Below are 26,985 nucleotides of genomic sequence, written 5' to 3' on the forward strand. Positions count from 1 at the left end.
ATCCGATGGCTCTGAAGCAATACCGCCCGATTACGCCGTCGCTCCGCCAGCTGGTCATTGTTGACCGCTCGGAGCTGTGGAAGGGCAAGCCGGTCAAGACCCTCACCGAGGGCTTGACCAAGTCTGGTGGCCGCAACAACACCGGCCGCATCACTGCGCGCCGCATGGGTGGCGGGCACAAGCGTACCTACCGTCTGGTGGACTTCAAGCGTCGCAAGTTCGACGTTCCGGCCACCGTCGAGCGGCTGGAATACGATCCGAACCGCACGGCCTTCATTGCGCTGATCAAGTACCAGGATGGGACCCTGTCCTACATCCTGGCGCCGCAGCGCCTGAAGGTCGGCGACACCGTGATCTCCGGCGAGCGCACCGACGTGAAGCCCGGCAACGCGATGCCGCTGAAGAACATCCCGGTCGGTTCGATCGTGCACAACGTCGAGCTGAAGGCCGGCAAGGGTGGTCAGGTGGCTCGTTCCGCCGGTACCTACCTGCAGCTGGTCGGCCGCGACGGCGGCTACGCCCAGCTGAAGCTGCCGTCCGGCGAGCTGCGCATGGTTCGTGGCGAGTGCATGGCCACCCTGGGTGCCGTGTCCAACCCGGACCAGATGAACACCAACCTTGGCAAGGCCGGTCGCAACCGCTGGCTGGGCAAGCGTCCTTCGGTCCGTGGCGTCGCCATGAACCCGATCGACCACCCGCACGGTGGTGGTGAGGGTCGCACCTCGGGCGGCCGTCATCCGGTCACGCCGTGGGGCAAGCCGACCAAGGGCAAGAAGACTCGTCACAACAAGAAGACGGATGGCCTGATCCTGCGCCGCCGTCATTCGAAGTAAGGAGGTCGAACGATGGCACGCTCCGTTTGGAAGGGCCCGTTCGTCGACGGCTATCTGCTGAAGAAGGCGGACAAGAGCCGGGCTTCGGGCCGCAACGAGATCATCAAGATCTGGTCGCGTCGTTCGACCATCCTGCCGCAGTTCGTCGGTCTGACGTTCGGCGTCTACAACGGCCACAAGTTCCTGCCGGTTCTGGTTACCGAGCACATGATCGGTCACAAGTTCGGCGAGTTCGCTCCGACGCGGACCTTCTATGGCCACGCGGCGGACAAGAAGGCGAAGAGGAAGTAAGCCATGGGCAAGTCTGCCAACCCCAGCCGGGTCGCGGAGAACGAGGCTCTGGCCCGCAATCCGATGATCCGCACCAGCCCGCGGAAGCTCAACCTCGTCGCCCAGCTCATCCGGAACATGGATGCCAGCCGTGCCGTGGCCGAGCTGACCTTCTCCAAGCGCCGCATCGCCGGCGAAGTGAAGAAGGTCCTGCAGGCCGCGATCGCGAACGCCGAGAACAACCACCAGCTCGACGTCGACCGTCTGTACGTGTCGTCGGCGACGGTCGGTCGCGCTCTGGTGATGAAGCGCTTCCACGCCCGTGCCCGCGGTCGTGGCGCCCGGGTCGAGAAGCTGTTCAGCAACCTGACGATCATCGTCCGCGAGCGTGACGCCGCCGTTGCCGAGGGGGCCGAGTAATGGGTCAGAAAATCAATCCGATCGGGCTGCGCCTCGGCATCAACCGGACCTGGGACAGCCGTTGGTTCGCCAAGCGCGACTACGCCAATCTGCTGCACCAGGACCTGAAGCTGCGTGGCTATCTGCAGGGTCGTCTGCAGCAGGCCGGTTGCTCGCGCGTCGTCATCGAACGTCCGGCCAAGAAGGCCCGCATCACCATTCATTCGGCTCGTCCGGGCGTGGTGATCGGCAAGAAGGGCGCGGACATCGAGAAGCTGCGTCTTGAGCTGTCGAAGATGACCGGCAGCGAGGTGAGCCTGAACATCGTCGAGATCCGCAAGCCGGAAATCGACGCTCGCCTCATCGCCGAGAACATCGCCAGCCAGCTCGAGCGCCGTGTGGCATTTCGTCGCGCCATGAAGCGCGCCGTGCAGTCGGCCATGCGTCTGGGCGCCCAGGGCATCCGGATCAACTGCTCGGGCCGTCTCGGCGGTGCGGAAATCGCCCGCATGGAGTGGTACCGCGAAGGCCGCGTTCCGCTGCACACCCTGCGCGCCGACATCGACTACGGTGTGGGCACCGCCAAGACCACCTACGGCACCTGCGGTGTCAAGGTGTGGGTGTTCAAGGGCGAGGTGATGGCTCACGACCCGATGGCGCAGGATAAGCGCATGGGTTCCGAGCCGGTGTCGACCGATGGCGAACCGCGCCGCGAGCGGCACGATCGCCGCGACCGTCGCGAGCGCTCCGAGCGCTCCGAACGCGAGTAAAGGGGCCGAGCGATGCTTTCTCCCAAGCGCACGAAATTCCGTAAGGCCCACAAGGGCCGCATCCACGGCAACGCCAAGGGCGGCACCGCCCTGAACTTCGGCTCCTTCGGCCTCAAGGCCCTGGAGCCGGAGCGCATCACCGCCCGTCAGATCGAAGCGGCCCGCCGCGCGATCACCCGTGCGATGAAGCGTCAGGGCCGCGTCTGGATCCGCATTTTCCCGGACCTCCCCGTCTCCACCAAGCCCGCCGAAGTCCGCATGGGTTCCGGTAAGGGTTCGCCGGAGTACTGGGCGGCTCGCGTGAAGCCGGGTCGCATCCTGTTTGAACTGGACGGCGTGCCGGCAGATGTGGCAAAAACCGCCTTCGCTCTGGCGGCCGCGAAGCTGCCGATCAAGGTGAAGCTGGTGACCCGCCTGGGCGGTGTCGAGGAGACCGCGGCATGAAGGCCGTAGACATTCGTACGAAGAGCGCGGATGAGCTGAACGATCAGCTCATCCAGCTCAAGAAGGAGCAGTTCAACCTGCGCTTCCAGAAGGCCTCCGGCCAGCTGGAGAACACCGCGCGGGTGAACACGGTGCGCCGCGACATCGCCCGCATCAAGACCATCCTCGGCGAGCGTGCCCGCTCCGCCGACGCCGGCAAGTAAGGGGGATCATCCATGCCTCGCCGCGTTCTGCAGGGCACGGTGGTCAGCGACAAGTGCGACAAGACCGTTACGGTTCTTGTCGAGCGCCGTGTCATGCACCCCGTGTACAAGAAGTTCATTCGTCAGTCGAAGAAGTACGCCGCCCACGACGAGGGCAACCAGTTCAAGGTCGGCGATACCGTTTCGATCATCGAATGCCGCCCGATCTCGAAGTCCAAGCGTTGGACGGTCGTGACGGAGTCCGCCGCCGACAGCGGCGCCGCGTGATAACGAAAGGTCGTAAACAATGATCCAGATGCAAACCAACCTGGAAGTCGCCGATAACAGCGGGGCGCGCCGGGTGCAGTGCATCAAGGTGCTTGGCGGGTCCAAGCGGAAGGTCGCGACCGTGGGCGACGTCATCGTCGTCTCGGTCAAGGAGGCCATTCCGAAGGGCCGCGTCAAGAAGGGTGACGTGCATCGCGCCGTCATCGTCCGCACCGCGAAGGAACTGCGTCGGGAGGACGGGTCGGCGATCCGTTTCGACCGGAATGCCGCCGTGCTGATCAACAAGCAGGGCGAGCCGATCGGCACCCGTATTTTCGGGCCGGTCACTCGCGAGCTGCGCGGCAAGAAGTTCATGAAGATCATCTCGCTGGCGCCGGAGGTGCTGTAATGGCCGCCAAGATCAAGACCAAGGACAAGGTCGTTGTCCTGACCGGCCGCGACAAAGGCAAGACCGGCGAGGTGTTGAAGGTTTTCCCCAAGGAGAACCGTGCCGTTGTGCAGGGCGTGAACGTGGTGAAGAAGCACCAGCGTGCCAGCGCCCGCTCGCAGGGTGGCATCATCGAGATGGAGGCGCCGATCAACGTCTCCAATCTCGCTCACGTCGATCCCAAGGATGGCAAGCCGACCCGCGTCGGTTTCAAGATCCTTGAGGATGGCCGCAAGGTGCGTGTCGCCAAGCGGTCCGGCGAAGTCATTGACCTGTGAGGACCCGGGCATGACCGCACGTTTGAAAGAAGTTTACGATTCCAAGATCCGCGCCGCTCTGAAGTCGGAATTCGGCTACAAGAACGACCTGGAAGTTCCGCGGATCGAGAAGATCGTGGTCAACATGGGTGTCGGCGAGGCTGTCGCCGACTCCAAGAAGATCCAGCTCGCCGTGGCCGAAATGGCCGCCATCACCGGTCAGAAGCCGGTGGTGACCAAGTCGCGCAAGTCGATCGCCCAGTTCAAGCTGCGCGAAGGCATGGCGATCGGCTGCAAGGTCACGCTCCGTCGCGACCGCATGTACGAGTTCCTGGATCGCCTGGTGACGATTGCGTTGCCGCGCGTCCGTGACTTCCGCGGTATCCCGGGTGATAGCTTTGACGGCCGTGGCAACTACGCCATGGGTGTCAAGGAGCAGATCATTTTCCCGGAGATCGATTACGACAAGATCGATCAGATCCGCGGCATGGACATCATCATCGTCACTTCGGCGAAGACCGATCAGGAAGCCAAGGCTCTCCTGAAGGGCTTCGACATGCCGTTCGTGAGCTGAGGCTGGAGCACGACCATGGCTAAGACCAGTGCCATCGAAAAGAACAAGCGTCGCGCCAAGCTGGCCAAGCAGTACGCGAACAAGCGTGCGCGCCTGAAGGCAATCGCGAACGACAAGGCCCTCCCGCCGGAAGAGCAATTCGCTGCCCGCCTCAAGCTGGCCGAACTGCCGCGCAACTCCTCGAAGGTGCGCATCCGGAACCGCTGCGAAATGACCGGGCGTCCGCGCGCGTTCTATCGCAAGTTCAAGCTGTCCCGCGTCACGCTCCGCGAACTGGCCTCTACCGGCCAGATTCCGGGCATGACGAAGTCGAGCTGGTAAGGAGGGTCCGAGAATGTCTTTGAGCGATCCGCTCGGCGATATGCTGACCCGCATCCGCAACGGTCAGCACGCCCGCATGTCCGTTGTGGTTTCCCCGGCGTCTAAGCTGCGCGTCAACGTCCTGGAAGTTCTGAAGCGTGAAGGCTTCATCCGCGGCTGGTCCGAGGAAGAACTGCGTCCGGGCGTCAAGAACCTGAAGATCGAGCTGAAGTACCACGAAGGCGAGCCTGTCATTAAGCAGATCGCCCGTGTGTCGAAGCCCGGCCGTCGCGTCTACTCGAAGATCGCCGACCTGCCCCGTGTCTACAACGGGCTCGGTCTGTCGATCCTGTCGACCCCGCGCGGCGTGATGTCGGACAATGAGGCCCGCTCCGCCAACGTTGGCGGTGAAGTCCTCTGCCGCGTGTTCTAAGGGGGATTGGCAGATGTCGCGCATTGGCAAGCATCCCGTGCCGGTCCCGGCTGGCGTCGACGTGAAGGTCGACGGTCAGCAGGTCACGGCCAAGGGCAAGCTGGGGCAACTCAGCCTGACCCTGATCGACGACATCATCGCCTCGCTGGAAGACGGCAAGGTGGTGGTGAAGCCGGCAAACGACAGCAAGCGCGCCCGCGTCATGTGGGCGACCTCGCGCACCCTGATCAACAACATGGTCACCGGTGTCAGCCAGGGCTACACGATCAACCTGGAAATCAACGGCGTCGGTTACCGCGCGGCCGTGCAGGGCAAGGAACTGGTTCTCCAGCTCGGCTTCTCGCACGACGTGAAGTACCCGATTCCGGAAGGCATCACGATCAAGTGCGACAAGCCGACGGCCATCTCGGTCAGCGGCTATGACAAGCACAAGGTCGGCCAGGTCGCCGCCGAGATCCGCGGTTGGAAGAAGCCGGAGCCCTACAAGGGCAAGGGCATCAAGTACGAGACCGAAACCATCCTGCGCAAGGAAGGTAAGAAGAAGTAACCGCCATGCTGAAGCCAAAGCAACTCCACGAGCGCCGCAAGCAGCGCGTGCGCGCGCAGATTGCCAAGAAGGCCGGCGGGCGTGTTCGCCTCTCGGTCTTCCGGTCCAATCTGCACATCTACGCCCAGATCATCGACGACGTGAACGGCCAGACGCTCGCGTCCGCCTCGTCGCTCGAGAAGGAGCTGCGCGAGCAGCTCAAGCACGGCGGCAACGTCGATGCTGCCAAGCGCATTGGCGAGCTGATCGCCGAGCGCGCCAAGGCCGCTGGGATTACCGAGGTCGTGTTCGACCGCGGTGGTTACATTTACCATGGCCGGGTCAAGGCCCTGGCCGACGCCGCCCGTGAGGGCGGGCTGTCGTTCTAAGGAGGCCCGGATATGGCACGTGAACGTGGGGAGCGGGACAACCGCGACCGGCAGCCGCGCGAGCGGGAAGAAAGCGAGCTGATCGAAAAGCTCGTCGGCATCAACCGCGTTGCCAAGGTGGTCAAGGGTGGTCGTCGCTTCGGCTTCGCCGCTCTGGTCGTCGTTGGCGATGGCAAGGGTCGTGTCGGCGTCGGCTCGGGCAAGGCCCGCGAGGTCCCGGAAGCCATTCGCAAGGCGACCGATCAGGCCAAGCGCGGCATGATCCGCGTCCCGCTGCGCGAAGGCCGTACGCTGCATCATGACACCAACGGCCACTTCGGTGCCGGCAAGGTCGTGCTGCGGGCCGCTCCGGCCGGTACCGGCATCATCGCCGGTGGTCCGATGCGCGCGATCTTCGAGGCTCTCGGCGTCGCTGACGTCGTGACCAAGTCGATCGGCACGTCGAACCCGCACAACATGATCAAGGCGACCTTCGACGCCCTGACCCAGGTCACCAGCCCGCGGTCCGTCGCGGCGCGCCGTGGTCGTCGCGTGAGCGACATCCTCGGCCGTCGTGAGGCCGGCGCCGGACAGGAGGCCTGATCATGGCGGAGAAGAAGACCGTCGTCGTGACCCAGATCGGCAGCCCGATCGGCCGCAAGCACGACCAGCGCGAGACGCTGGTCGGTCTGGGTCTCAACAAGCTGCACCGGACCCGCGAGCTGGAGGACACTCCGGCCGTGCGGGGCATGATCGCCAAGGTCGCGCACCTGGTCCGCGTCGAGAACGAGGGCTGAGATCATGACCAAGCTTAATGACCTGCGTGACAACGCCGGTGCCCGCAAGGCGCGCATGCGCGTCGGTCGCGGTATCGGTTCGGGCAAGGGCAAGACCGCTGGCCGCGGCGTGAAGGGTCAGACCTCGCGCACCGGCGTGGCGATCAACGGCTTCGAAGGCGGGCAGATGCCTCTGCACCGCCGCCTGCCGAAGCGCGGTTTCCGGAACATCTTCGCCAAGGAATACTCGGTGGTTAACCTGGGCATGGTCCAGAAGGCCATCGACCTGGGCAAGCTGAACGCCGCCGAGACCATCGATGCCGCGGCGCTCAACGCCGCCGGCGTCACCGGCAAGGTGAAGAAGGACGGTGTCCGTCTGCTGGGCAAGGGCGAGCTGACCGCGAAGGTTTCCTTCACGGTCGCCGGCGCGTCCAAGTCGGCGATCGAAGCCGTCGAGAAGGCGGGTGGCAGCGTCACGCTGACCGCTCCCGCCGCCGAAGCCGCCGAGTAAAGTTCCGCGACAAGCCCGTGCTTGCGCACGGGCTTTCGGGGCACTACAAAAAGCGAAGTCGCGAGGGGCGGCCTGCGTCATGCAGTGCCGCCCCGTTCGCGCTTACGGGACAGGGATTGGACCATGGCATCAGCGGCCGAGCAGCTTGCCGCCAACATCAATTTCGGGGCTTTCTCCAAGGCGACCGAGCTGAAAAAGCGGATTTGGTTCACCTTGGCGGCCCTGATCGTCTATCGGCTGGGCACCTACATCCCGATTCCGGGCATCGATCCGCACATCCTGCAGGACGTTTTCAAGCAGCAGGGCAGCGGCATCCTCGGGATGTTCGACATGCTGGCCGGCGGTGCGCTCCACCGCATGACCATCTTCGCGCTCAACATCATGCCGTACATCTCGGCGTCCATCATCGTGCAGTTGCTGACCGCCGTGTCGCCGCAGATGGAGGCCATGAAGAAGGAAGGCGAGGCCGGGCGCAAGAAGCTGAACCAGTACACCCGATTCGGCACCGTCGTTCTCGCCACCGTCCAGGCCTACGGCCTCGCGGTCGGGCTTGAGTCGATGCGCGGTTCCACCGGCGCGGCGGTCATCGACCCCGGCCTGTTCTTCCGCATCGCCACGGTCATCACGCTGGTCGGCGGCACCATGTTCCTGATGTGGCTGGGCGAGCAGATCACCGCCCGCGGCATCGGCAACGGCACGTCGCTGATCATCTTCGCCGGCATCGTCGCGGAACTGCCGCGCGCGCTGGTCAACACGCTGGAACTCGGCCGCCAGGGCGCGCTGTCCACCGTCTTCATCATCCTGATGCTGGTGATGGCGGTCGGGGTCGTGTTCTTCATCGTCTTCATGGAACGCGCCCAGCGCCGCTTGCTGGTGCAGTACCCCAAGCGTCAGGTCGGCAACCGGGTGTTCGGCGGCGAAGCGTCGCATCTGCCGCTGAAGATGAACACGGCCGGCGTCATTCCGCCGATCTTCGCCTCGTCGCTGCTGCTGCTGCCGCTGACCGCGGTCGGCTTCGCCGGCGGCGAGGGGCCGGAGTGGCTGCAGGCGGTGTCGCGCTACGTCGCGCACGGCACGCCGCTCTATATGCTGCTGTACGCCTCGCTGATCGTGTTTTTCTGCTTCTTCTACACCGCCATCGTCTTCAACCCGACGGAGACGGCCGACAACCTGCGTAAGTACGGCGGCTTCATCCCCGGCATCCGTCCGGGCAAGAACACCGCCGATCACATCGACTATGTGCTGACGCGGCTGACGGTCATCGGCTCCGCCTACCTTGTGGCGGTTTGTCTCCTCCCCGAAATCCTGATATCCCAGCACTCGGTTCCGTTTTATTTTGGCGGCACCAGCCTGCTGATCGTGGTCACCGTCACGATGGACACGGTTGCGCAGATTCATTCCCACCTGCTGGCCCACCAGTATGAGGGATTGATCAAGAAATCGAAGCTTCGGGGGAGAAAGTAATGAACCTCATACTGCTCGGTCCGCCGGGCGCCGGGAAGGGGACCCAGGCGCGCCGACTGGAAGACACTCGTGGTCTGGTGCAGTTGTCGACCGGCGACATGCTCCGCGCCATGGTGGCGGAAGGCGGGCCGCTCGGGCAGCAGGCGAAGGAGATCATGGCCGCCGGCAAGCTGATGCCGGACGAGCTGATGGTCAGCATGATCGCCGAACGCATTTCGAAGCCCGACGTGAAGAACGGCTTCATCCTCGACGGGTTCCCGCGCACGGTCGCTCAGGCCGAGGCGCTGGATCGGATGCTGGACGAGAAGGGCCTGAAGCTCGATCACGTGATCGAGATGCGGGTTGTCGACGACGTGCTGGTGGAGCGCATCACCGGCCGTTACACCTGCGCCAAGTGCGGCAAGGGCTATCACGACAGCTTCGAGAAGCCGAAGGTCGAGGGCGTCTGCGATGTCTGCGGCAGCACCGAGTTCAAGCGGCGCGCCGACGACAATGCGGAGACGGTGACCACCCGCCTGGGCCAGTACCACCAGCAGACCGCGCCGATCCTGCCCTATTACCAGGGCCGCGGCGTGCTGAAGGTGGTGGACGGCATGGCCGACATCGATGAGGTTACCAAACAGATCGGGACAATTCTCGCCAGCTGAGGATCGCCACCGCTCGGATATGAAAAGGCCGCAGTCTCCGTCCGGAGGCTGCGGCCTTTCTTTTTGGCGGCTTCCTGAAAGCCCGCCGGGTTACCCGGCGTTGGGGGAGGGCGGGGTGTCGGTCGCGCTGTCGGTGCCGCCCGTGGAGTGGTCGGACATCGTGCGGTAGCGCGCCAGGATCCAGCCGAGATGGGCGGTGACGGCGCTCGCGGCGCCGTCCGGGTCACGGCGGGCGAGGGCCTGATGGATGGCGCGGTGATGCTCGATCATCAGCGCCTCATGGTTTTCCATGAAGGGCTCGGTGTGCTTCATCTCGACCATGTTGCCGAGGATGTCGCGGATGGTCGACAGCAGATGGAGGTAGACCGGGCTGCCGGATGCCTGGGCGACCGCGACATGGAAGTCCATGTCATCCGCGGCACGTCCGCCGTCGCGATTGGTCTCGCTCATTGCCGCCAGGATGCGGCCGATGGTGTCGATCTGCTCCGGTGTCGCGCGTTCCGCGGCACGGCGGGCTGCCCAGCTCTCCAGCGCCATGCGGATTTCGACGAGGTCGCACAGGTTCTGGTGGGTGCTCCGCACCATCGCCGTCAGCGCGCCGTCCATCATGCCGGCCGATGACACGACACGGGTGCCACCGCCCTGGACTGCGGTCAGGAAGCCCTGCGTCTTCAGCTTCTGCAGCGCAGCGCGGACGGAGACCCGGCTGACATGCAGCTGCTCCGCCAGCTGACGCTCGCCCGGCAGACGTTCCCCCGGCACCAGCTCGCCACGCGCAATGCGGTCGAGGAGCTGTTGGGCCACCCATTCCGAAATGCGCTGGGAAGAGGAGGGGACGTGAGCGCTGTCGTCGGTGCCGGGCACGGGTTGTTCCCCTTTGGTCGGAAGGCGGTTCATTGCTGAATGGTCATACCGGTAACGGTCCCGACGGGTGCGGTCAATGGCCGACCACCGTGCTGCGGCGCCTTGCCCACGGGATGGAAAACTATGGCGGCGATGGCGATGGACAACTGCCCGGACCTGGGCGTCAACGGCCGCCGGGACGGGCGAGCAGGATGCCCACCAGGATCACCGCGGCACCCAGCGCCTGCAAAGGACCCAGGGGCTCGCTCAGGAGAATCCAGGCGAGGATGGCCGCCGCCGCCGGTTGAAGCAGCAGGCTGACCGACGAGAAGGACGCCGGCAGATGCGCCAGGGCGTAGGCGATCAGGCTCTGGCCGCAGGCATGGCTGAACAAGGCGAGGCCCGCCAGCACGGCCCAGCCGGACGCGCTCGCCGGCAGCATCGCCTCGCCGTCATACAGGCCGATCGGCAGCAGTACCAAGGCGGATATCGCGCCGCTCCAGGTCATGATGGTGGCGGTGGAGAATTCCGCGCGCAGCCGCCCGACCGACAGGATGTAGCCGGCATAGAAGGCGGCGGTGAGCAGGGCCAGCCCATCGCCGAACAGATGGTCGGCGTCGAGTTGGAAGCTCTCGCCCATCAGCACGATTGCCCCGGCCAACGCCAGCAGCATGCCCATGACGAAGCGGCGGGTGATCCGCTCCTTGAACAGGAACCACGCGGCCGGCGCCACGTAGAGCGGAGCGAAGTTCGCCAGCAGCGTGGAGTTGGCAACCGAGGTGTAGCGAATCGAGGTGTGCCAGATCGCGAGGTCGCCGGCGAAGAACAGGCCGGCCAGCGACAGGCGGGCATAGTCGGAGACGGAGGAGGGACGGCGGCTTGAACGCCCGCCCCGCTGCCGCGACTCGGCGGCCATCCACAACCCCAGTGCCGGCATCGCCAGTGCGGTCCGCCAGAAGCCGGTGGCGACCGGTCCGACCTCGGACAGCCGGACGAAGATGGGGGCAAAGGCGATGCCCAGGGCGCCGACCAGCAGCGCGATCAGGGCGATGCGCTGGGTCCGGTACGCATGGTCGACGGGGAAGGCACTGGCGTCTGGCATGGATCGCTTATAACGACCACCCGGTTGCCGGACCAGCGGGACGCAAGTCATGGCTGCCGTGCGCCTCCGGGACTCTCCCGGAGGCTGCCAGCGGCGATAGGGAAACGGCGGATCAGCGCGGACGGATGCGGCGCAGCGCGACCGACTCGTCGTCTTCCGAGCCGAAATCGTCATAGTGGACCGGGCAGCGGCCATCCTTGCGCGGATGGTCCTTGACGGTGGCCGGATACCAGTCGCCCTTCCATTCCACCGACACCCGCATGCCGGGCTGGCACAGCGACGAACCGGCGGCGTAGCCACCGTTGTTGGACATCGGAGCAGCTCCCGTCGGCGCCTGCATCATCGGCGCCTGAACGCCGCCCGGCGGCATTGGGCTCAGCATGGGTGCGGCGGGCGCCGGCTTTTCCTGGTCGCAGAAGGCGGTGCAGACGCGCTTGGCGACCACCTGCCCGCCGCAGCTTCCGCCGAAACAGTCGCGATAGTCGGACTCGCAACGCGCTTCGCAGCTGCTGTTGCCGCAGGAGTAGGAGCGGTCGAAATCGCCGACCGACTTCTTGATCGGCTTCTTTTCCGCCTGCTGGCGGTTTACGTAGGCCTGATAGTCGTAGAGGGCGCGCGACCGCGCCTCGTTCACGCAGGCCTGCTGCGACATGCCGCAATTCTGGCGGCAATAGTTGCGGTTCTGCTGGCATTGATTGACGCAGAGCCGGCCTTCGGCCGAGCTTGGCGGGACGAGGCTGTACTGCGTCTCGTAAACGGGTCCGCAAGCGCTGAGCAGCGCCATCACGGCAAGGCAGAGGGAAAGCAGGCGAAGCATGCGGGTCGTCTTCCGGGTGGGTTCGCGCGGAAAGGAAAGGACAGCCTAGCAGCTTGCCGTTCGGGCTACCACCATCGGCCGCGCTTCCGCCCGGCGTGGCGGTTGCGGTAGTGTGGCATATGGCCACATCACCCTCCGAACATCGCCAACCCGTCACCGCGCCCGCACCGGCGCCGCGTGGCACCGCTCCGCTGCTGGGACCCGGCGATCCGCCGCCGGCGACCACGCTGAATCCGGAGGCCGATGGACCGCTGCTGCTGCTGTGCGACCACGCCTCCCGCGCAGTTCCGCAGTCACTGGGCGACCTCGGTTTGCCGGAGGAGCAACTCTGCCGCCACATCGCCTACGACATCGGCGCTGCCGAGGTGACGCGGCGGCTGGCGGAGCGGTTCGGCGCCACCGCGGTGCTTTCCGGATTCTCCCGGCTGGTGATCGATCCGAACCGGGCTCTGGATGACCCGACCGCCATCCCGGTGGTCAGCGACGATGTGGTGATTCCCGGCAACCGTGCGCTCGATGCCGAGGCCCAGGCGCAGCGGGTGGAGGCGCTGTTCAAGCCCTACCACGCCGCAGTCGCGGCTGCAGTGGCCTCGATCCGAGTCCGCGCGCAGGTGCCGGTGCTGGTTTCGGTGCACAGCTTCACGCCGGCGATGCGCGGGGTGGCGCGGCCCTGGCACATCGGCGTGCTGTGGGACAACGATCCGCGCCTGCCGGTGCCGCTGATCGACGCGCTGAAGGCCGACGGCCGTTGGTGCGTCGGCGATAACCAGCCCTATTCCGGCCGCGGCACGCTGGGCGGAACGGTGGAAACCCATGCGACCCCCGCCGGCTACCCCAATGTCCTGCTGGAGGTGCGGCAGGACCTGATCGCCACGCCCGAGGGCGCCGATCTCTGGGCACAGGTGATCGGCGATGCGCTGGAACCTCTGCTCTCCCTGCCGTCGCTGACGGTGATCCACCATTATCCCCGGGCCTGACACCGCATGGAAAGCACCGTGACCGAACCCTCCTTCACCCTCGGCCTGGAAGAGGAATACCTGCTGGTCGACCGCGGCACGCGCGACATCGTGACCAGCCCGCCGGACGAGATGCTGGAAGCCTGTCAGGAACAGGCGCCCGGCCGCATCCATCCGGAATTCCTGCGCTGCCAGATCGAGGTGGGAACACCGGTCTGCCAGACGCTGGACGAGGCGCGGGCCGAACTGGCGGCGCTGCGCGGCACGGTGGCCGGGGTGGCCGACCGCTACGGGCTGGCGCCGATCGCCGCCTCGACCCATCCCTTCGCCGCATGGGAGCCGCAGAAGCACACCAACCGCGACCGCTACAACATGCTGGCCCGCGACCTCGGTGCGCCGGCCCGCCGGCTGATGATCTGCGGCATGCATGTCCATGTCGGGATCGAGGATGACGACCTGCGCATCGACCTGATGAACCAGGTCCGCTATTTCCTGCCGCATCTGCTGGCGCTGTCGACCTCCTCGCCCTTCTGGCGCGGGCGCGACATGGAGCGTCGCTCCTACCGGCTGAGCGTCTGGCACGAGTTGCCGCGCACCGGCATGCCCGCGGGATTCCAGAGCTATGGCGAGTATCAGAGCCATGTCGCGGTGCTGGTGAATGCCGGGGTGATCGAGGATGCCAGCAAGCTGTGGTGGGACATCCGTCCATCCTCGCGCTTCCCGACGCTGGAGATGCGCATCACCGACATCTGCACCCGGCTGGACGATGCGGTGACGGTGGCGGCGCTGTATCGCTGCCTGCTGCGCATGCTGTGGCGGCTGAAGCTGCGCAACGTCACCTGGAGGCCCTACAAGAACCTGCTGATCGAGGAAAACCGCTGGCGTGCCCAGCGCTATGGCCTGGACAGCGGGCTGGTCGATTTCGGGCAGGGCCGCATCGTGCCCTATGCCGACCTGCTGGACGAGATCATCGACCTGACCCGCGAGGATGCCGAGCATTTCGGCTGCACCGCCGAGGTCGGGCGGGCGCGCGACATCCTCAGGCGCGGCACCAGCGCGCACCGGCAGATCGAGATCTTCCAGGCGGCGCTCGCCGACGGCGCCAGCGAGGACGAGGCGCTGCGCCGGGTGGTGGACTGGCTGGCGGAGGAGACGATGGTGGGGGTGCGGGACGAGCCGTCACCGACGGGCGTCACCACCTGATCCGCCCGCCCATCAGCGCAGGGGCGTGTCGAAGAGATGCGCCTCGCCCTCGACATGGATGCGGACGCGGCTGCCGATCCTCGGCAGGTCCAGGCTGGAATGGCGCAGGAGCAGCGGGTTGCGCTGACCCGGCACATTGCCGAGTGCCACCGCGACCTTGCAGACGGAGCCGCCGAACTCGACGTCGATGACCCGGCCCCAACCTTCAGCACCGTTCTCCGCGGGGTTCGGCGGGGCGTCGCGGTCATCGACCACCAGCCGGAGCTGCTCGGGGCGCAACATGATCTCGGCCGCGCCGCGCCGGGGACCGGCGGTCACCGGTAGCCGGCCGAGACTGCAGCTCGCCCAGCCGTTTTCGACATCCGCCGGCAGGATGATCGCATCGCCCAGGAATGCCGCCGTCTCGCGATCGCGCGGCCGTCGATACAGCTCCTGGGGTGAGCCGACCTGCGTCAGGCGGCCTTCGCGCATCACCGCCACCTGATCGGCGAAGGACAGCGCTTCGGCCTGGTCGTGGGTGACGAGGATCGTTGCGATCCCGGCTTCGCAGAGCACGCGGGCGACGGTGCGGCGCAGAGAGTCGCGCAAGCCAGTGTCGAGCGCCGAGAAGGGCTCGTCCAGCAGCATCAGGGCCGGTTTGCGGGCGAGCGCGCGGGCGAGCGCCACACGCTGCTGCTGGCCGCCGGACAGCTCGTGCGGCCGCCGCTCCAGCATCTGCGGATCGAGTTCCACCGCATCCAGCAATTCCAGGATGCGGCTCCGCCGGCCGGCATCGCCGCGCTCCAGCCCGAAACCGATGTTGTCGGCGATGCTGAGGTGCGGGAACAGCGCGCCGTCCTGCGGCACATAGCCGATGCCGCGGCGGTGGGCCGGCACGACACCGGCGCCATCCACCAGCGGGTGCCCGTCGAGCAGGATGCGCCCGCTGTCGGCGGATTCGAAGCCGGCGACGATGCGCAGGAGCGTGGTCTTCCCCGACCCGGAGCGTCCGACGATGGCGGTGCGGCTGCCGGCATGCACCGAGAGGTCGACATCCTCCAGCGCCACCGCGTCGCCATACCGTTTTCCCAGTCCCTGAACCTGAAGGAAGCTCATCGTCCGGCGGCCCGTTTCGATTGGATGTGGAGAAGGATCGTCATCGGCAGCGATGCGGCGACCATCATCACCGCATAGGGGGCGGCCCCCGCATAGTCGATCTCGCTGGTCAGCGACCAGAATTCGGTGGCCAGCGTGCGCGTCCCGCTGGGGGCGAGCATCAGGGTCGCCGTCAGCTCGTTGGTGATGCCGAGCGCCACCATCGCCATGCTGGCCGCCGCACCGGGCGCGGCGAGCCGGAAGGTGATCTGGCGCACCGCCTGCAACGGCGTCCGGCCCAGCGCCATGGCCGCCCGCTCCAGTTCGACCGGCGCCTGGGCGAGGCTGGCCCGCAGTCCGACCAGGGCCCGCGGCAGGAACAGCAGCATGTAGGCCAGCAGCACCGTGCCGACGGTCTGGTAGAGCGGCAGCGCGACCCGCACGGTGATCGTCACCAGCGACAGCGCGACGACCACGCCCGGCAGCGAGCCGACATAGTAATGGCAGGCTTCGAGAACCCGCTGGAGCCGGCCGGGGGCACGCACCGACAGCCAGGCCATCGGTGCGGCGGCGAGCGTGGTCAGCAGCGCGCCGGCCAGCGCCAGGGCGACGGTCTGGATAATCGCACCGCCGATGTCGGCGCCCTGCCAGATGCGGGAACCGCCGATGGCCAGCCAGCGGCCGAGCGTCAGCAGCGGGACGCCGAGCGAGAGTGCAGCGAACAGCAGCGGGATCAGCAGGCAAAGCAGGGTCGCGCGGCCGAGTTCGGCCGGTGCCGCCCGTCTTGCGGCGCCGCTGCCGACACGGGCGTAGCGTTCCTGACCGCGTAGCAGCACCTCGCCGCCCATCAGCCCCATGCAGAGCAGGACCAGCACGCCGGCCAGCATGTTCGCCGCCGGGCCGTTGTAGGCCGACTGGAACTGGTCGACGATGGCGGTGGTGAAGGTGTCGAACTGGATCATGACGTAGAGGCCGTATTCGGCCAGCAGATGCAGGCCGATCAGCAGCGAACCGCCGCAGACGGCCAGCCGCAGCTGGGGCAGAACCACCGTCAGGAAAACCCGCCACGGTCCGTGGCCGAGCGAGGCGGCGACATCCTCCATCGTCGGATCGAGCCGGCGCAGCTGGGCGGCCACCGGCAAATAGAGGAACGGGGAATAGGCGAGCACCGAGACCAGCACCGCCGCCGCCAGCCCATGCAGGCCGGGCGCGACGGTGACCCAGGCATAGCTGTGGACGAAGGCAGGGACCGCCAGCGGCGCCACCGCCAGCCAGGCCCAGAACCGCCGTCCCGGCAGGTCGGACCGCTCGGTCAGCCAGGCCAGCGTGACCGCCACCAGAATGGAAAGCGGCAGGGTCAGCAGGACCAGCAGCAGCGTGTTCACCAGCAGTTCGCCGACCCGGCGGCGGAACACCAGTTCGACCACCGTGTCCCATCCGGTCTGGATGGTGATCCAGACGACGAAGGCGAGTGGCATCAGCGCTAGCGCCGCGACCACCGAGGTGACGGCCAGGACAGGCAGTGCCGCCCGCTTTGGGCGGCGTGCAGTGACGAGGGAGGCTGCTGCGTGGAGCGTGGGGCGGTCGCGGTCCGCCTGCGGCTGGGAAGAGTGCGGGTGAAGAGCGATGACGGTGAACTCCGGAACCGGCTCCGGGTCCGTCCGGATGGACGGGCCTGAACTGCCGCCGCCCGCGGTTTCGATGGCGTAGGCGACGGCAGATTGGATTACAGCAGGCCGGCCGCGGTCATCAAGTCGGTGACGGCCTTATTGTTGAGCGCCTCCGGCTTGACCTTCGGTGCCTGCAGCTTGTCGAGCGGCTCCAGCTTGGCATTGGAAGCGATACCGCCGGCAACGGCGTATTCATACGAGTCGCCGTCGCGCAGCACTTCCTGCCCGCCCTTGCCGGTCAGGAACTTCACGAAGGCCTCGGCCTCGCGCTTGTTCTTGCTGGATGCCAGCATGCCGGCGCCGGAGATGCTGACGAACGCGCCGGGATCGCCGTTGCGGAAATAGTGCAGGGCGACGTTCTTGCTGTTCTCGCCGCCGGTGCGGGCCTGATCGCCGATGTAATAATAATGGTAGATTACCGCGCCCTCGACCTCGCCGGCATTCACCGCCTTCATGGCGACGCTGTTGCCGCGGTAGGGCTTGGCGTTCTCCTTCATCGCCTTCAGCCAGGAGGCGGTGGCCGCCTCGCCCTTCAGCTGGAGGAGCGCGCCGACGATGGCCTGGAAGTCGGCCCCGGCGGGCGAGGCTGCCCAGCGGCCCTTCCACTCCGGATTGGCGAGGTCGAGCAGCGACTTCGGCAGCTTGTCCTGCGTCAGCTTGCCGGTGTTGTAGGCGAAGACGGTGGAGCGGGCGGCGATGCCAACCCAATGGCCGTTGGCCGGGCGGAAGCTGTCGGGTACCGGGGCCAGCGTTTCGGCGCCGAGCGGTGCGAACAGCCCGGCATTGTCGACCAAGGCCATCGCCGGGGAATTCTCCGTCAGGAACACGTCGGCGGGGGAGGCGGCGCCCTCCTGCACGATCTGGTTCCCCAGCTCCATGTCGCTGCCGTTGCGCACGGTCACCTTGATGCCGGTTTCGCGGGTAAAGCGCTCCACCCACTCCTTGGTCAGGCTGGCGTGCTGGGCGTTGTAGACCGTGATGCCATCAGCGCTCGGCGCCGTCTGGGCCGAGGCAAACCCGGGAAGGGCCACGACCGGCAGGGCGGCGAGAGCGGAGGCGAGGGCGAGCGACCGGACGAACCGGGAGCGGGAGATCTTCATTCCAACCTCTTCTTCGGACAGGCCAGGCGTGGGGGCCAAGCCATCGCCGCCTTTTAGTCCCTCCCGGCACTTGTTGCAACTTGTTCTCATTCGCGTAAACTTGTCCATCGGCTGGCTTTTTCTTCCATCCAACCACCTTGACGCGCGCGTCACGTCTCCATACGCTTCCGCACCGTCGATGCCGCAGGAATGCGGGTTGAACAGGGCTGGCAAATAAGACGCTGAAAAGCAAAGGGGGCCGCTCGATGTCAGGCGGCCCTCTTTTAATTTTCGGCGCCAACTTCGAGGGGAGGGAGGAGCATGGCGGGCGCCAAGTTCCTGAAGTTCGACACGCAGAGCCTGCATGCGGGGCAGAAGCCCGACCCGGCCACCGGGGCACGGGCGGTTCCGATCCATCTGACCTCCTCCTACGTCTTCAGCGACGTCGATCAGGCGGCGGCGCTGTTCAACCTGGAGCGGCCCGGCCACATCTATTCGCGCATCTCCAACCCCACCGTCGCGGTGCTGGAGGAACGGCTGGCGACGCTGGAAGGCGGGGTGGGCGCGGTCTGCACCGCCAGCGGACAGGCGGCGCTGACGCTCGCCATCATGACGCTGATGGGGGCGGGCGGGCACATCGTCGCCTCATCCTCCATCTACGGCGGCAGCCGCAACCTGCTGGCCTATACGCTGCCGCGCTTCGGCATCACCACGACCTTCGTCCATCCGCGCGACTTCGACGGCATCCGCGCCGCGATCCGTCCGGAAACCCGGCTGGTCTTCGGCGAGGTGCTGGGCAATCCCGGGCTGGAGGTGCTGGACGTGGCGAAGGTGGCGGCCATCGCCCATGAGGCCGGTATTCCGCTGCTGATCGACTCGACCTTCACCACCCCCTATCTCTGCCGGCCGTTCGAGCATGGCGCCGATCTGGTCATGCATTCCTGCACCAAGTGGCTGAGTGGGCATGGCACCGCCATCGGCGGCGTGGTGATCGACGGCGGCCGCTTCGACTGGGAAGCATCGGGCAAGTTCCCGACCCTGACCGAGCCCTATGCCGGCTATCACGGCATCGATTTCGCCGAGGAATACGGCCCGGCCGCCTTCATCGCCCGCGCCCGTGCCGAGGGGCTGCGCGACTTCGGCGCCTGCATGAGCCCGATGAACGCCTTCCAGATCCTGCAGGGCGTGGAAACGCTGCCGCTGCGCATGAAGTGCCACATCCACAACGCCCGCAAGATCGTCTGCTTCCTGGAAGGGGAGCTGAATTCGGAGAAGGGTGCGGTCGCCTGGGTCTCCTATCCGGAGCTTGTCGACCATCCCGATCATGCGCTGGCCGCCCGGCTGCTGCCGCATGGCGCCGGTTCGATCATCTCCTTCGGCATCCGGGCCGGTGCGCAGGGCGGCGGCCGCGAGGCCGGACGGCGCTTCATCGAGTCGCTGACGCTGTTCTCGCACCTCGCCAATGTCGGCGATGCCAAGTCGCTGGTGATCCATCCGGCCAGCACCACCCACGCCCAGCTCGATGCCGAAGCGCTCGCGGCGTCCGGGGTGGGAGAGGACATGATCCGCCTGTCCATCGGGCTGGAGGATTGCGAAGACCTGATCGACGATCTGAAGCAGGCGCTGCGCGCCGCCACCAAGGGCTGAGGGCCGCGCCATGCAGCTGACCGTCAATGGAAACCCTGTCTTCGTCCACACCGGCGGCCGGGACATCGACCCCGCCCGTCCGGCTGTCGTGCTGATCCACGGCGCCGGCATGGACCACAGTGTGTGGAGCCTGCAAAGCCGCTATCTCGCCCACCATGGCCGTTCGGTCCTGGCGGTCGATCTGCCCGGCCATGGCCGCTCCGGCGGCGAGCCGCTGGACAGCATCGCCGCCATCGCCGACTGGGTGGTCGCCCTGCTGGACGCCGCCGGGCTGGAGCGGGCGGCGCTGGTCGGCCATTCCATGGGCGCGCTTGTGGCGCTGGACGCCGCCGCCCGCCAGGGCGGGCGGGTGGAGGCGGTCGCGCTGTTGGGCGTGGCGGAGCGGATGCCGGTCCATCCGGACCTGCTGGCGGCCGCCCATGCCGGCGAACAGTCGGCCATCGAGATGGTGATCGGCTGGGGCTCCGGCCCGCGCGGCCATGGCGGTGCCCAGGGCGGCGGCTGTCCGACGCCGGGGCTGGCGCTGGTCCCCGGCGGGCGCCGGCTGATGGCTTCGGTGCGTCCGGGCGTGCTGGGCGTCGATCTTGCCGCCTGCAACGACTATGTGCAGGGGGCCGATGCCGCTGCGATGGTCGCCTGTCCGGCGCTGTTCCTGCTGGGCGCGCTCGACAAGATGACCCCGGCGAAGGCCGGACGGGCGCTGGCCGCCCGCGTCAAGACATCGCAGGTCGTCGTCCTGCCGCAGACCGGGCACATGGTGATGACCGAGTCTCCCGATGCGGTACTGGAAGCCTTGACGTCCTTCCTGTCCCTGCGTCGCGGGTAGGGTTTCAACGCGGAAATCATGCACCCGGAGTCGGGTTAATCCTGACATGAACCATTAACGCCCTCTGATTACCCTGCGGACGGCGGGATCGAGCGCAATCCCGCTGTCCGCATCAGGGTCGGGAGTGTCGTCTTGCAGGATGGCCTGTCCAGGGAACTCAGGATCGGCGGCCTGTTCCAGGATCGCCGCGAGCTTGTCGCGCTGCTGTCGCCGGACGGGCGCGTGCGCCACATCAACGGCTCTGCGGGCGATCTGCTTGGCTATGCGCCGGAGGCCCTGACCGGCGCGTCGCTGGGCGAGCATATCCATCCCGACGATGTGGAGGAGGCGCAGCGCCGGCTGCAACTTCGCGTGAACGCTCCCGCGGGCAGCAGCGGCCGCGCCGTTTTCCGTTTCCGCCATGCCGATGGCGGCTGGCGCTGGCTGGAGGTCACCACCCGCAACGAGCTGGCCGATCCGGCCATCGGCGGGCTGGTGCTGAACATTCGCGACATCAGCGACCACATCGCCCTGTCGGAACGGCTGCGCGCCAGCGAGGCGCGCTATCGCACCCTGGCGGAGGCGGTGCCGGTCGGCATTTTGCAGGCCGATTCCGCCGGGCAGGTGCAGTTCGCCAACGCCCGTCTGGCCGGGATCACCGGGCTGGAGTCCGACCGGCTGCTCGGCAAGGGCTGGCTCGATGCCGTGCATCCGGAGGACCGGGAGCGGGTGGCGGCGGACTGGCGGCTGGACTCGGGCTGCGATGCTGCGGCGACCGATTTCCGCTTCCACGATCCCGACGGCACGGGCGCCGACCGCCGGGTGCTGTGCCAGCGCATCCGCCTGGAGGATGGCGGCACCATAGCCACCATCACCGACGTCAGCGAATATGTGCTCACCGCCAATGCGCTCCGCCTGTCGGAGGCGCGCAACGAGGCGATTCTCGACACCGCCGCCGACGCGATCCTGACCGTCGACGAGGCGGGCGTGCTGCTCAGCTTCAACCGTGCGGCGGAGGCTATGTTCGGCGTTGCGGCGGGCGACCTGCTGTGGCGTCCGCTCGACCGCCTGATCCCGCTGGCCGATTTGCGGGAGGAGGGCGGCATCCGGCTGGAATTCGCGCCCGGCCAGACCACCGCCCTGGTCGCCCGCGACCGTGCCGCGGAGGCGGAGCGTGCCGACGGCACCCGCTTCCCGGTCGAGCTGTCGGTCAGCGCCAGCGAGGTGGAGGGGCGGCGGGTCTATACCGCCATTCTTCGCGACGTGACCGAGCGCCGACGTGCCGAGGCCGAGCTTCTGGCCGCCAAAGAGGCGGCGGAGGCCGGCAACCAGGCGAAATCGACCTTCATCGCGACGATGAGCCACGAGTTGCGGACCCCGCTGAACGCGGTGATCGGCTTCTCCCAACTGCTGGAGACGCAAGCCGGGACTGCCGCGGCGGGTGGGCGGCAAAATGACTTGGTGGCTGACTGCGTCGGGGCGATCCGGCAGGCCGGCGAACAGCTTCTTGCGATCATCGACGACATCCTCGACATGGCGCGCGTCGATGCCGGCGGGTTCTCGCTGGTCGAAGGATCGGTGAACCTGTCGGCGTTGATCGAGCGCGTGGTGGCGGATCTGCGCTTCCATGCGACCCGTCAGGGCGTGACGGTCGAGGTGATGGCCGACGGCGACCTGCCGCCGATCCGCGGCGACGAACGCCGCCTTGGGCAGGCTTTGGGGAAACTGCTGTCGAACGCCATCAAGTTCAGCCATCCGGGTGGCCCGGTCAGCCTGACCGCCGGCCTCGCCGTCGATGGCTGGGTGGAACTGTCGGTGCGCGACCGCGGCGTCGGCATGCGGCAGGAGGACGTCGAAAAGGCGCTCACCCCCTTCGGCCAGATCGACCAGACCGTCACCCGCCGTCACGAAGGCATCGGTCTCGGCCTGCCGCTGGCGCTGCGTCTGGTTGAGGCGCATGGCGGCACGCTGACGTTGGACAGTGCGCCGGAGCAGGGTTGCACCGCCACCATCCGGCTGCCGCCCTTGCGCATCATGACCATCGCGGAGTTGCTGGCGTCGATGTCCTGATCTGGCCTATGCCGCCCGGATGTGCCAGAAGCTGTCGCGGGATGTCCGCCTTGTCGGTGGACGGTTTCGGAAAGGCAGGTGTGCGATGGCGGATCGGAACGGTGTCAGGGACGCGGTGGTGCTGGTCAGCGGCGGGCTCGACTCGACGACGGTGCTTGCCATCGCCAAGGCCGAGGGCTATCGGGTCAATGCGCTCAGCTTCCGCTACGGCCAGCGCCATTCGGTGGAACTGGAAGCGGCGCGGCGGGTGGTCGCGGCGATGGGGGTGGAGCGGCATGTGATTGCCGATATCGACCTGCGCGCCTTCGGCGGCTCGGCTCTGACCGACTCCATCGCCGTTCCGAAGCACGACAGCGCTGCCGACCTGCAGGCCGGGCTGGGCGAGGGCATCCCCGTCACCTATGTCCCGGCGCGCAACACCGTCTTCCTGTCCTTCGCGCTGGCCTGGGCGGAAACGTTGGGGTCATCCGACCTGTTCATCGGCGTCAATGCGCTGGATTACTCCGGCTATCCCGATTGCCGGCCCGAATACATCGCGGCCTTCGAAACACTCGCCAACCTCGCCACCAAGGCCGGGGTCGAAGGCACCAGCCGCTTCAAGATCCATGCGCCGCTGATGACACTGGACAAGGCCGCAATCGTCCGCCGCGGGCTGGAGCTGGGGGTGGACTACAGCCTCACCCACTCCTGCTACGACCCGACGCCGGAGGGTCTGTCCTGCGGCGCCTGTGACAGCTGCCTGCTGCGTCTCAAGGGCTTTTCCGAGGCCGGAATGACCGACCCGATCCGTTACGATATCGGAATGAAGTCGTAGCGGACCGGATCGTTTCGCAATTGGTTGTTATATCCAGGCCGTTACTTCCAGGGCATCTCGGTCCACAGGCTGCGGAACTCGCCGTCCAACTGCTTCAGCTCGGCGGCGAAGGCGTCGGGGCCGACGATGCGCAGCGGCTGGAAGGTCTCGCGCGCCTTGGCCTGGAATTCCGGATCCATGGCGGCCTTTGTGACCGCCTCGATCAGGGTGCGGCGGATCTCCGGCGGCAGGCCTTTCGGAGCACCGATGCCGCGCATCGACACCATGTCGATGGCATAGCCCTGCTCGCGGAAGGTCGGCAGGTCGGGCGCCATGTCCCAGCGCGAGCGGCTCATCACGCCCAGCATCCGCACCGGGTCGCCACCGGCCATTCCGCGCAGCCCCTCGCCCAGATTCTGGTCGCAGATCTGGATGTGCTGCCCCAGCATCGCTCGGTAATTCTCGGCGCTGCCGGGAAAAGGCACATGGGTGAGGTGAACCCCGGCCTGCCGTTCCAGCAGAAGCATGGCGAGATGGTCGTCGGAGCCGATGCCGGTCGAACCGACGGTGAGAACGCGCGGATTGGCCTTGGCATTGGCGACGACGTCCGCGACCGAGCGGAAGGGGCTGTCGGCGCGGACGGTCATCACGCCGGGATCGTCGACGATGTTCACCAGCGGATCCAGCCGGTCGAGGCCATAGCGCGCCTGCCGTTCGATCGGGATGGTGATGAGGTTCGGCGTGTTGATGAAGCCGATGGTGTAGCCGTCGGGCACGGCGTCGGCGATGGCGGCGAAGCCGATTTCCCCGCCGGCGCCGGGACGGTTCAGGATAACGATCCGGGCGCCTCCCAGATACCGCTCGATGTAGGGCACCAGCATGCGGGCCGTCACGTCGGTTGATCCGCCGGCTCCATAGGCCACGATCATGGTGATCGGCTTCTCCGGATAGGCGGCCTGCGCCATCGGGCCGGCCGCGGCGCACAGAACCAGCGCCGCCAGTGCCGTGCCGAGAAGGGATGCGGCACGGCCACCGGCCAAGCGCAGAAATCGGGTCGCTGCTGTCATCGTTCCATCCCTTACTTTCGTGCCGATGCGTCCGGCGCCGGCCCCGCTCGCCCCGGCACCCGAATCCACACGTCCTCGCTTATGCGTGTATTGACTAAATTTATCGATATAGAAAAGGGTGTCCCGGCGCAAAATGCCGCGGGTGGAGTTTGAAAATTCCCTTACGCCGCAAATTAATGCGCGTATCGGCATGCATATGACACTCGACGGAGATGCCGTACGCGACGATAATGCAACCCGCGGATTCGGGTGCCGAGGGTTCGGAACGGCCAGTGTGGATTGCGCCCGGTTGGGGGCGGACCCGCTCCCTCCCATGCCCCTCGTCCGATGAACTCGTTCCACGAAGCGAGAGCGCTGCATCCGGCCTACTCGCCATCGCGTGCCTGAGAGAGCGGACATCCATCCAATGACACATACCCTGAGATCGCCACGGCCGGCTGCCTTCCGGCTGAGATCGCCCCAGGACCTTGCGGCCGGGCTGCTGCTCGCCGCCATCGCACTCGGCGGGCTGTGGCTGGCGCGCAATTGGGAAGCCGGGTCGCTGGCCATGATGCAGGCCGGCTTCTTCCCACGGCTCGTCTGCTATTTTCTGCTGGCATCCGGGCTCGCGACGATGTTTCGCGCCCTGACCGCCGATGCGCCGGCGGCGCTGGCCTGGGCATGGCGGCCATCGGTTGCCATCACCGTCGCGGTGGTGGCCTTCGCCGCCCTGCTCGACAAGCTGGGGCTGGTGCTCGCCATCCTGGCGCTGATCGGCATCGGCGGACTGGCCGGCCGACCGCTCCGCCCGGGGCCCTTCACCGCGCTGTGGGCCACGCTGGCCACTGCTTGCGTTGCCATCTTCTCCTGGGGACTGGGCCTGCCGCTCCAGATCTGGCCATGATGGACGTCTTCGCCAATCTTTGGCTCGGGCTGGGCGTGTCGGTCGAGCCGATGAACCTGCTCTATTGCTTCCTCGGCGCGCTGATCGGCACGCTGATCGGCGTTCTGCCGGGGCTGGGGCCGACGGCGACGGTGGCGCTGCTGCTGCCGATCACCTTCTACCTGCCGCCGGTCGGCGCGCTGATCATGCTGGCCGGCATCTTCTACGGTGCCCAATATGGCGGCTCGACCACCGCCATCCTGGTGAAGCTGCCGGGCGAATCCTCGTCCGTCATGACCTGTCTGGACGGCAACGCCATGGCGCGGCAGGGCCGCGGCGGCGTGGCGCTGGCGACCGCGGCGCTGGCCTCGCTGTTCGCCGGTATCGCGACAACGCTGGTCATCGCCGTCGCCGGGCCGCCGCTGGCCGGGGTGGCGCTGGCCTTCGGTCCGTCGGAATATGTGGCGCTGATGCTGGTCGGCCTGATCGGCGCGGTGATCCTCGCCCACGGATCCGTCGTCAAGGCGGTGGCGATGATCCTGATCGGGCTGCTGCTCTCCATGGTCGGCACCGACGTCAATTCCGGCCAGATGCGCTTCACCTTCGACATCCCGCAGCTTTATGACGGGCTGGACTTCGTGCCGCTCGCCATGGGGCTGTTCGGGCTGGCCGACATCATCATCAATCTGGAGGAGACGGAGGGGCGCGGGATCGAACCGTCGCCGATCCACCGGCTGTGGCCGAGCTGGCAGGACTTCAAGGACGCCTGGCCGGCTGCCGTGCGCGGCACGGCTCTCGGCGCCTTCCTCGGCATCCTGCCGGGCGGCGGGGCGACGCTGAGCGCCTTTTCCTCCTACGCGCTGGAAAAGAAGGTGGCGCGCGATCCGGGCGCCTTCGGCAAGGGCGCCATCCAGGGCGTCGCCGGACCGGAGGCCGCCAACAACGCCGGCGCCCAGGCCAGCTTCATCCCGATGCTCAGCCTCGGCATTCCGTCCAACGCGGTGATGGCGCTGATGATCGGCGCGATGATGATCCACGGCATCACGCCGGGGCCGCAGATCATGACCAAGCAGCCCGACCTGTTCTGGGGCATGATCGCCAGCATGCTGGTCGGCAACATCATGCTGGTGGTGCTGAACCTGCCGCTGATCGGCATCTGGGTGCGGTTGCTGCGGGTTCCCTACGCCTACCTGTTCCCGGCCATCCTGGTCTTCTGCTGCATCGGCACCTACAGCCTGCGGAACGACGTCTTCGACGTGGTGATGATGGCCGGCTTCGGTTTGTTCGGCTATGTGCTGAAAAAGCTGGACTGCGAGCCGGCGCCGCTGCTGCTCGGCTTCGTCCTCGGCCCGCTGCTGGAGGAGAATCTGAGCCGGGCGATGCTGCTGTCGCATGGCGACCTCGGCATCTTCATCTCCCGGCCGATCAGCGCCGGCCTGATGGCGGTGGCCGCCGGCCTGCTGGCTCTGATCCTGCTGCCGGCCTTCCGCCGCCAGCGCGAGGTGGCGTTCAAGGAGTAAGCGTCGCC

At 66.9% G+C, this 26,985-nt stretch carries 34 protein-coding genes; 27 read left to right on the plus strand and 7 right to left on the minus strand.

Annotated elements, in window-relative coordinates:
• Nucleotides 1–5 precede the first annotated feature (5 nt).
• From rplB to GBZ48_RS13570, 19 genes are all read left to right on the plus strand, one after another.
• Nucleotides 6–833: a 50S ribosomal protein L2 gene (gene rplB / locus GBZ48_RS13480; RefSeq protein WP_098740492.1), complete on the plus strand. Its 828-nt coding sequence runs from the start codon at nucleotides 6–8 to the stop codon at nucleotides 831–833.
• A 12-nt stretch (nucleotides 834–845) separates the two neighbouring features.
• Nucleotides 846–1,124 carry a 30S ribosomal protein S19 gene (gene rpsS / locus GBZ48_RS13485; protein WP_012973209.1) on the plus strand — a complete coding sequence of 93 codons (279 nt, stop codon included), beginning with the start codon at nucleotides 846–848 and terminating at the stop codon, nucleotides 1,122–1,124.
• A gap of 3 nt (nucleotides 1,125–1,127) precedes the next feature.
• Nucleotides 1,128–1,523 carry a 50S ribosomal protein L22 gene (gene rplV / locus GBZ48_RS13490; protein WP_012973210.1) on the plus strand — a complete coding sequence of 132 codons (396 nt, stop codon included), beginning with the start codon at nucleotides 1,128–1,130 and terminating at the stop codon, nucleotides 1,521–1,523.
• Entirely contained in the window at nucleotides 1,523–2,272 is a 750-nt protein-coding gene (gene rpsC / locus GBZ48_RS13495) for a 30S ribosomal protein S3 (protein ID WP_012973211.1), read from the plus strand. The genes rplV and rpsC overlap by 1 nt, the downstream gene beginning before the upstream one ends.
• Before the next feature lie 12 nt (nucleotides 2,273–2,284).
• Nucleotides 2,285–2,716 (plus strand): 50S ribosomal protein L16, encoded by a 432-nt coding sequence (gene rplP, locus GBZ48_RS13500; RefSeq protein ID WP_014246894.1) that lies wholly within the window; start codon nucleotides 2,285–2,287, stop codon nucleotides 2,714–2,716.
• Nucleotides 2,713–2,919 (plus strand): 50S ribosomal protein L29, encoded by a 207-nt coding sequence (rpmC, locus tag GBZ48_RS13505; protein ID WP_042694100.1) that lies wholly within the window; start codon nucleotides 2,713–2,715, stop codon nucleotides 2,917–2,919. The genes rplP and rpmC overlap by 4 nt, the downstream gene beginning before the upstream one ends.
• A gap of 12 nt (nucleotides 2,920–2,931) precedes the next feature.
• Nucleotides 2,932–3,186: a 30S ribosomal protein S17 gene (rpsQ, locus tag GBZ48_RS13510; RefSeq protein WP_042694099.1), complete on the plus strand. Its 255-nt coding sequence runs from the start codon at nucleotides 2,932–2,934 to the stop codon at nucleotides 3,184–3,186.
• 19 nt (nucleotides 3,187–3,205) lie between these two features.
• Nucleotides 3,206–3,574, plus strand: a complete 369-nt coding sequence (gene rplN, locus GBZ48_RS13515) for a 50S ribosomal protein L14 (protein WP_012973215.1) — start codon at nucleotides 3,206–3,208, stop codon at nucleotides 3,572–3,574.
• A complete protein-coding gene (rplX, locus tag GBZ48_RS13520; RefSeq protein ID WP_014246896.1) occupies nucleotides 3,574–3,891 on the plus strand; it encodes a 50S ribosomal protein L24 in 318 nt (105 codons plus the stop codon). The genes rplN and rplX overlap by 1 nt, the downstream gene beginning before the upstream one ends.
• A 10-nt stretch (nucleotides 3,892–3,901) precedes the next feature.
• A complete protein-coding gene (gene rplE, locus GBZ48_RS13525; protein WP_012973217.1) occupies nucleotides 3,902–4,444 on the plus strand; it encodes a 50S ribosomal protein L5 in 543 nt (180 codons plus the stop codon).
• A 15-nt stretch (nucleotides 4,445–4,459) separates the two neighbouring features.
• Entirely contained in the window at nucleotides 4,460–4,765 is a 306-nt protein-coding gene (rpsN, locus tag GBZ48_RS13530) for a 30S ribosomal protein S14 (RefSeq protein ID WP_098740488.1), read from the plus strand.
• 13 nt (nucleotides 4,766–4,778) lie between these two features.
• Nucleotides 4,779–5,177, plus strand: a complete 399-nt coding sequence (gene rpsH / locus GBZ48_RS13535) for a 30S ribosomal protein S8 (RefSeq protein ID WP_085088120.1) — start codon at nucleotides 4,779–4,781, stop codon at nucleotides 5,175–5,177.
• A 13-nt stretch (nucleotides 5,178–5,190) separates the two neighbouring features.
• Nucleotides 5,191–5,724 (plus strand): 50S ribosomal protein L6, encoded by a 534-nt coding sequence (rplF, locus tag GBZ48_RS13540; RefSeq protein WP_174471527.1) that lies wholly within the window; start codon nucleotides 5,191–5,193, stop codon nucleotides 5,722–5,724.
• Between the two features lie 5 nt (nucleotides 5,725–5,729).
• Nucleotides 5,730–6,092: a 50S ribosomal protein L18 gene (gene rplR / locus GBZ48_RS13545; RefSeq protein ID WP_098740487.1), complete on the plus strand. Its 363-nt coding sequence runs from the start codon at nucleotides 5,730–5,732 to the stop codon at nucleotides 6,090–6,092.
• A gap of 12 nt (nucleotides 6,093–6,104) precedes the next feature.
• Nucleotides 6,105–6,674, plus strand: a complete 570-nt coding sequence (gene rpsE / locus GBZ48_RS13550) for a 30S ribosomal protein S5 (protein ID WP_014246902.1) — start codon at nucleotides 6,105–6,107, stop codon at nucleotides 6,672–6,674.
• 2 nt (nucleotides 6,675–6,676) lie between these two features.
• A complete protein-coding gene (rpmD, locus tag GBZ48_RS13555) occupies nucleotides 6,677–6,868 on the plus strand; it encodes a 50S ribosomal protein L30 (RefSeq protein ID WP_014246903.1) in 192 nt (63 codons plus the stop codon).
• Nucleotides 6,869–6,872: 4 nt separating this feature from the next.
• The gene (gene rplO / locus GBZ48_RS13560; RefSeq protein ID WP_109051337.1) at nucleotides 6,873–7,358 is read left to right on the plus strand and encodes a 50S ribosomal protein L15; all 486 of its coding nucleotides are present in this window, start codon (nucleotides 6,873–6,875) and stop codon (nucleotides 7,356–7,358) included.
• Between the two features lie 123 nt (nucleotides 7,359–7,481).
• Nucleotides 7,482–8,822: a preprotein translocase subunit SecY gene (gene secY / locus GBZ48_RS13565; protein ID WP_098740484.1), complete on the plus strand. Its 1,341-nt coding sequence runs from the start codon at nucleotides 7,482–7,484 to the stop codon at nucleotides 8,820–8,822.
• On the plus strand, nucleotides 8,822–9,469 hold the full coding sequence (locus GBZ48_RS13570) for an adenylate kinase (RefSeq protein ID WP_174471528.1): 648 nt from the start codon (nucleotides 8,822–8,824) through the stop codon (nucleotides 9,467–9,469). Before secY ends, GBZ48_RS13570 begins: the two co-directional genes overlap by 1 nt.
• A 90-nt stretch (nucleotides 9,470–9,559) precedes the next feature.
• Here the strand turns inward: GBZ48_RS13570 and GBZ48_RS13575 are convergent, their stop codons facing one another.
• The 3 genes from GBZ48_RS13575 to GBZ48_RS13585 all read right to left on the minus strand — a co-directional run bounded on the left by GBZ48_RS13575 (nucleotide 9,560) and on the right by GBZ48_RS13585 (nucleotide 12,231).
• Entirely contained in the window at nucleotides 9,560–10,333 is a 774-nt protein-coding gene (locus GBZ48_RS13575) for an FCD domain-containing protein (RefSeq protein ID WP_174471529.1), read from the minus strand.
• A 163-nt stretch (nucleotides 10,334–10,496) separates the two neighbouring features.
• A complete protein-coding gene (locus GBZ48_RS13580) occupies nucleotides 10,497–11,414 on the minus strand; it encodes a DMT family transporter (RefSeq protein ID WP_174471530.1) in 918 nt (305 codons plus the stop codon).
• Between the two features lie 112 nt (nucleotides 11,415–11,526).
• Nucleotides 11,527–12,231, minus strand: a complete 705-nt coding sequence (locus GBZ48_RS13585) for an MBT domain-containing protein (RefSeq protein WP_174471531.1) — start codon at nucleotides 12,229–12,231, stop codon at nucleotides 11,527–11,529.
• Between the two features lie 119 nt (nucleotides 12,232–12,350).
• On the opposite strand from GBZ48_RS13585, the gene GBZ48_RS13590 reads away from it, so the two are divergent.
• Nucleotides 12,351–13,208 carry an N-formylglutamate amidohydrolase gene (locus GBZ48_RS13590; protein WP_174471532.1) on the plus strand — a complete coding sequence of 286 codons (858 nt, stop codon included), beginning with the start codon at nucleotides 12,351–12,353 and terminating at the stop codon, nucleotides 13,206–13,208.
• Nucleotides 13,209–13,226: 18 nt separating this feature from the next.
• On the plus strand, nucleotides 13,227–14,390 hold the full coding sequence (locus GBZ48_RS13595) for a carboxylate-amine ligase (RefSeq protein WP_174471533.1): 1,164 nt from the start codon (nucleotides 13,227–13,229) through the stop codon (nucleotides 14,388–14,390).
• Between the two features lie 12 nt (nucleotides 14,391–14,402).
• Here GBZ48_RS13595 and GBZ48_RS13600 read toward each other — a convergent pair whose 3' ends face one another.
• The 3 genes from GBZ48_RS13600 to GBZ48_RS13610 form a co-directional block, all read right to left on the minus strand.
• Nucleotides 14,403–15,485 (minus strand): ABC transporter ATP-binding protein, encoded by a 1,083-nt coding sequence (locus tag GBZ48_RS13600; RefSeq protein ID WP_174471534.1) that lies wholly within the window; start codon nucleotides 15,483–15,485, stop codon nucleotides 14,403–14,405.
• Nucleotides 15,482–16,942 carry an ABC transporter permease gene (locus GBZ48_RS13605; protein WP_174471535.1) on the minus strand — a complete coding sequence of 487 codons (1,461 nt, stop codon included), beginning with the start codon at nucleotides 16,940–16,942 and terminating at the stop codon, nucleotides 15,482–15,484. Before GBZ48_RS13605 ends, GBZ48_RS13600 begins: the two co-directional genes overlap by 4 nt.
• A 248-nt stretch (nucleotides 16,943–17,190) precedes the next feature.
• On the minus strand, nucleotides 17,191–18,234 hold the full coding sequence (locus GBZ48_RS13610; RefSeq protein WP_174471536.1) for an iron ABC transporter substrate-binding protein: 1,044 nt from the start codon (nucleotides 18,232–18,234) through the stop codon (nucleotides 17,191–17,193).
• A 300-nt stretch (nucleotides 18,235–18,534) separates the two neighbouring features.
• On the opposite strand from GBZ48_RS13610, the gene GBZ48_RS13615 reads away from it, so the two are divergent.
• The 4 genes from GBZ48_RS13615 (at nucleotide 18,535) to queC (ending at nucleotide 23,549) form a co-directional block, all read left to right on the plus strand.
• Complete coding sequence (locus GBZ48_RS13615; protein ID WP_174471537.1) at nucleotides 18,535–19,860, plus strand: O-acetylhomoserine aminocarboxypropyltransferase; 1,326 nt, start codon at nucleotides 18,535–18,537, stop codon at nucleotides 19,858–19,860.
• 10 nt (nucleotides 19,861–19,870) lie between these two features.
• The gene (locus tag GBZ48_RS13620) at nucleotides 19,871–20,686 is read left to right on the plus strand and encodes an alpha/beta fold hydrolase (protein WP_174471538.1); all 816 of its coding nucleotides are present in this window, start codon (nucleotides 19,871–19,873) and stop codon (nucleotides 20,684–20,686) included.
• Between the two features lie 132 nt (nucleotides 20,687–20,818).
• A complete protein-coding gene (locus tag GBZ48_RS13625; protein WP_246307181.1) occupies nucleotides 20,819–22,735 on the plus strand; it encodes a PAS domain S-box protein in 1,917 nt (638 codons plus the stop codon).
• Between the two features lie 85 nt (nucleotides 22,736–22,820).
• Nucleotides 22,821–23,549: a 7-cyano-7-deazaguanine synthase QueC gene (gene queC, locus GBZ48_RS13630; protein ID WP_174471539.1), complete on the plus strand. Its 729-nt coding sequence runs from the start codon at nucleotides 22,821–22,823 to the stop codon at nucleotides 23,547–23,549.
• Between the two features lie 41 nt (nucleotides 23,550–23,590).
• Here queC and GBZ48_RS13635 read toward each other — a convergent pair whose 3' ends face one another.
• Entirely contained in the window at nucleotides 23,591–24,595 is a 1,005-nt protein-coding gene (locus GBZ48_RS13635; protein ID WP_174471540.1) for a tripartite tricarboxylate transporter substrate binding protein, read from the minus strand.
• Between the two features lie 406 nt (nucleotides 24,596–25,001).
• Between GBZ48_RS13635 and GBZ48_RS13640 the strand changes: the two genes are divergently transcribed.
• Together GBZ48_RS13640 and GBZ48_RS13645 are read left to right on the plus strand one after the other, a co-directional pair.
• The gene (locus tag GBZ48_RS13640; protein WP_174471541.1) at nucleotides 25,002–25,478 is read left to right on the plus strand and encodes a tripartite tricarboxylate transporter TctB family protein; all 477 of its coding nucleotides are present in this window, start codon (nucleotides 25,002–25,004) and stop codon (nucleotides 25,476–25,478) included.
• Nucleotides 25,475–26,977, plus strand: a complete 1,503-nt coding sequence (locus tag GBZ48_RS13645) for a tripartite tricarboxylate transporter permease (protein ID WP_209798358.1) — start codon at nucleotides 25,475–25,477, stop codon at nucleotides 26,975–26,977. The genes GBZ48_RS13640 and GBZ48_RS13645 overlap by 4 nt, the downstream gene beginning before the upstream one ends.
• Nucleotides 26,978–26,985: the final 8 nt, after the last annotated feature.

Source organism: Azospirillum melinis (genome assembly GCF_013340935.1).
Lineage (GTDB): Bacteria > Pseudomonadota > Alphaproteobacteria > Azospirillales > Azospirillaceae > Azospirillum > Azospirillum melinis.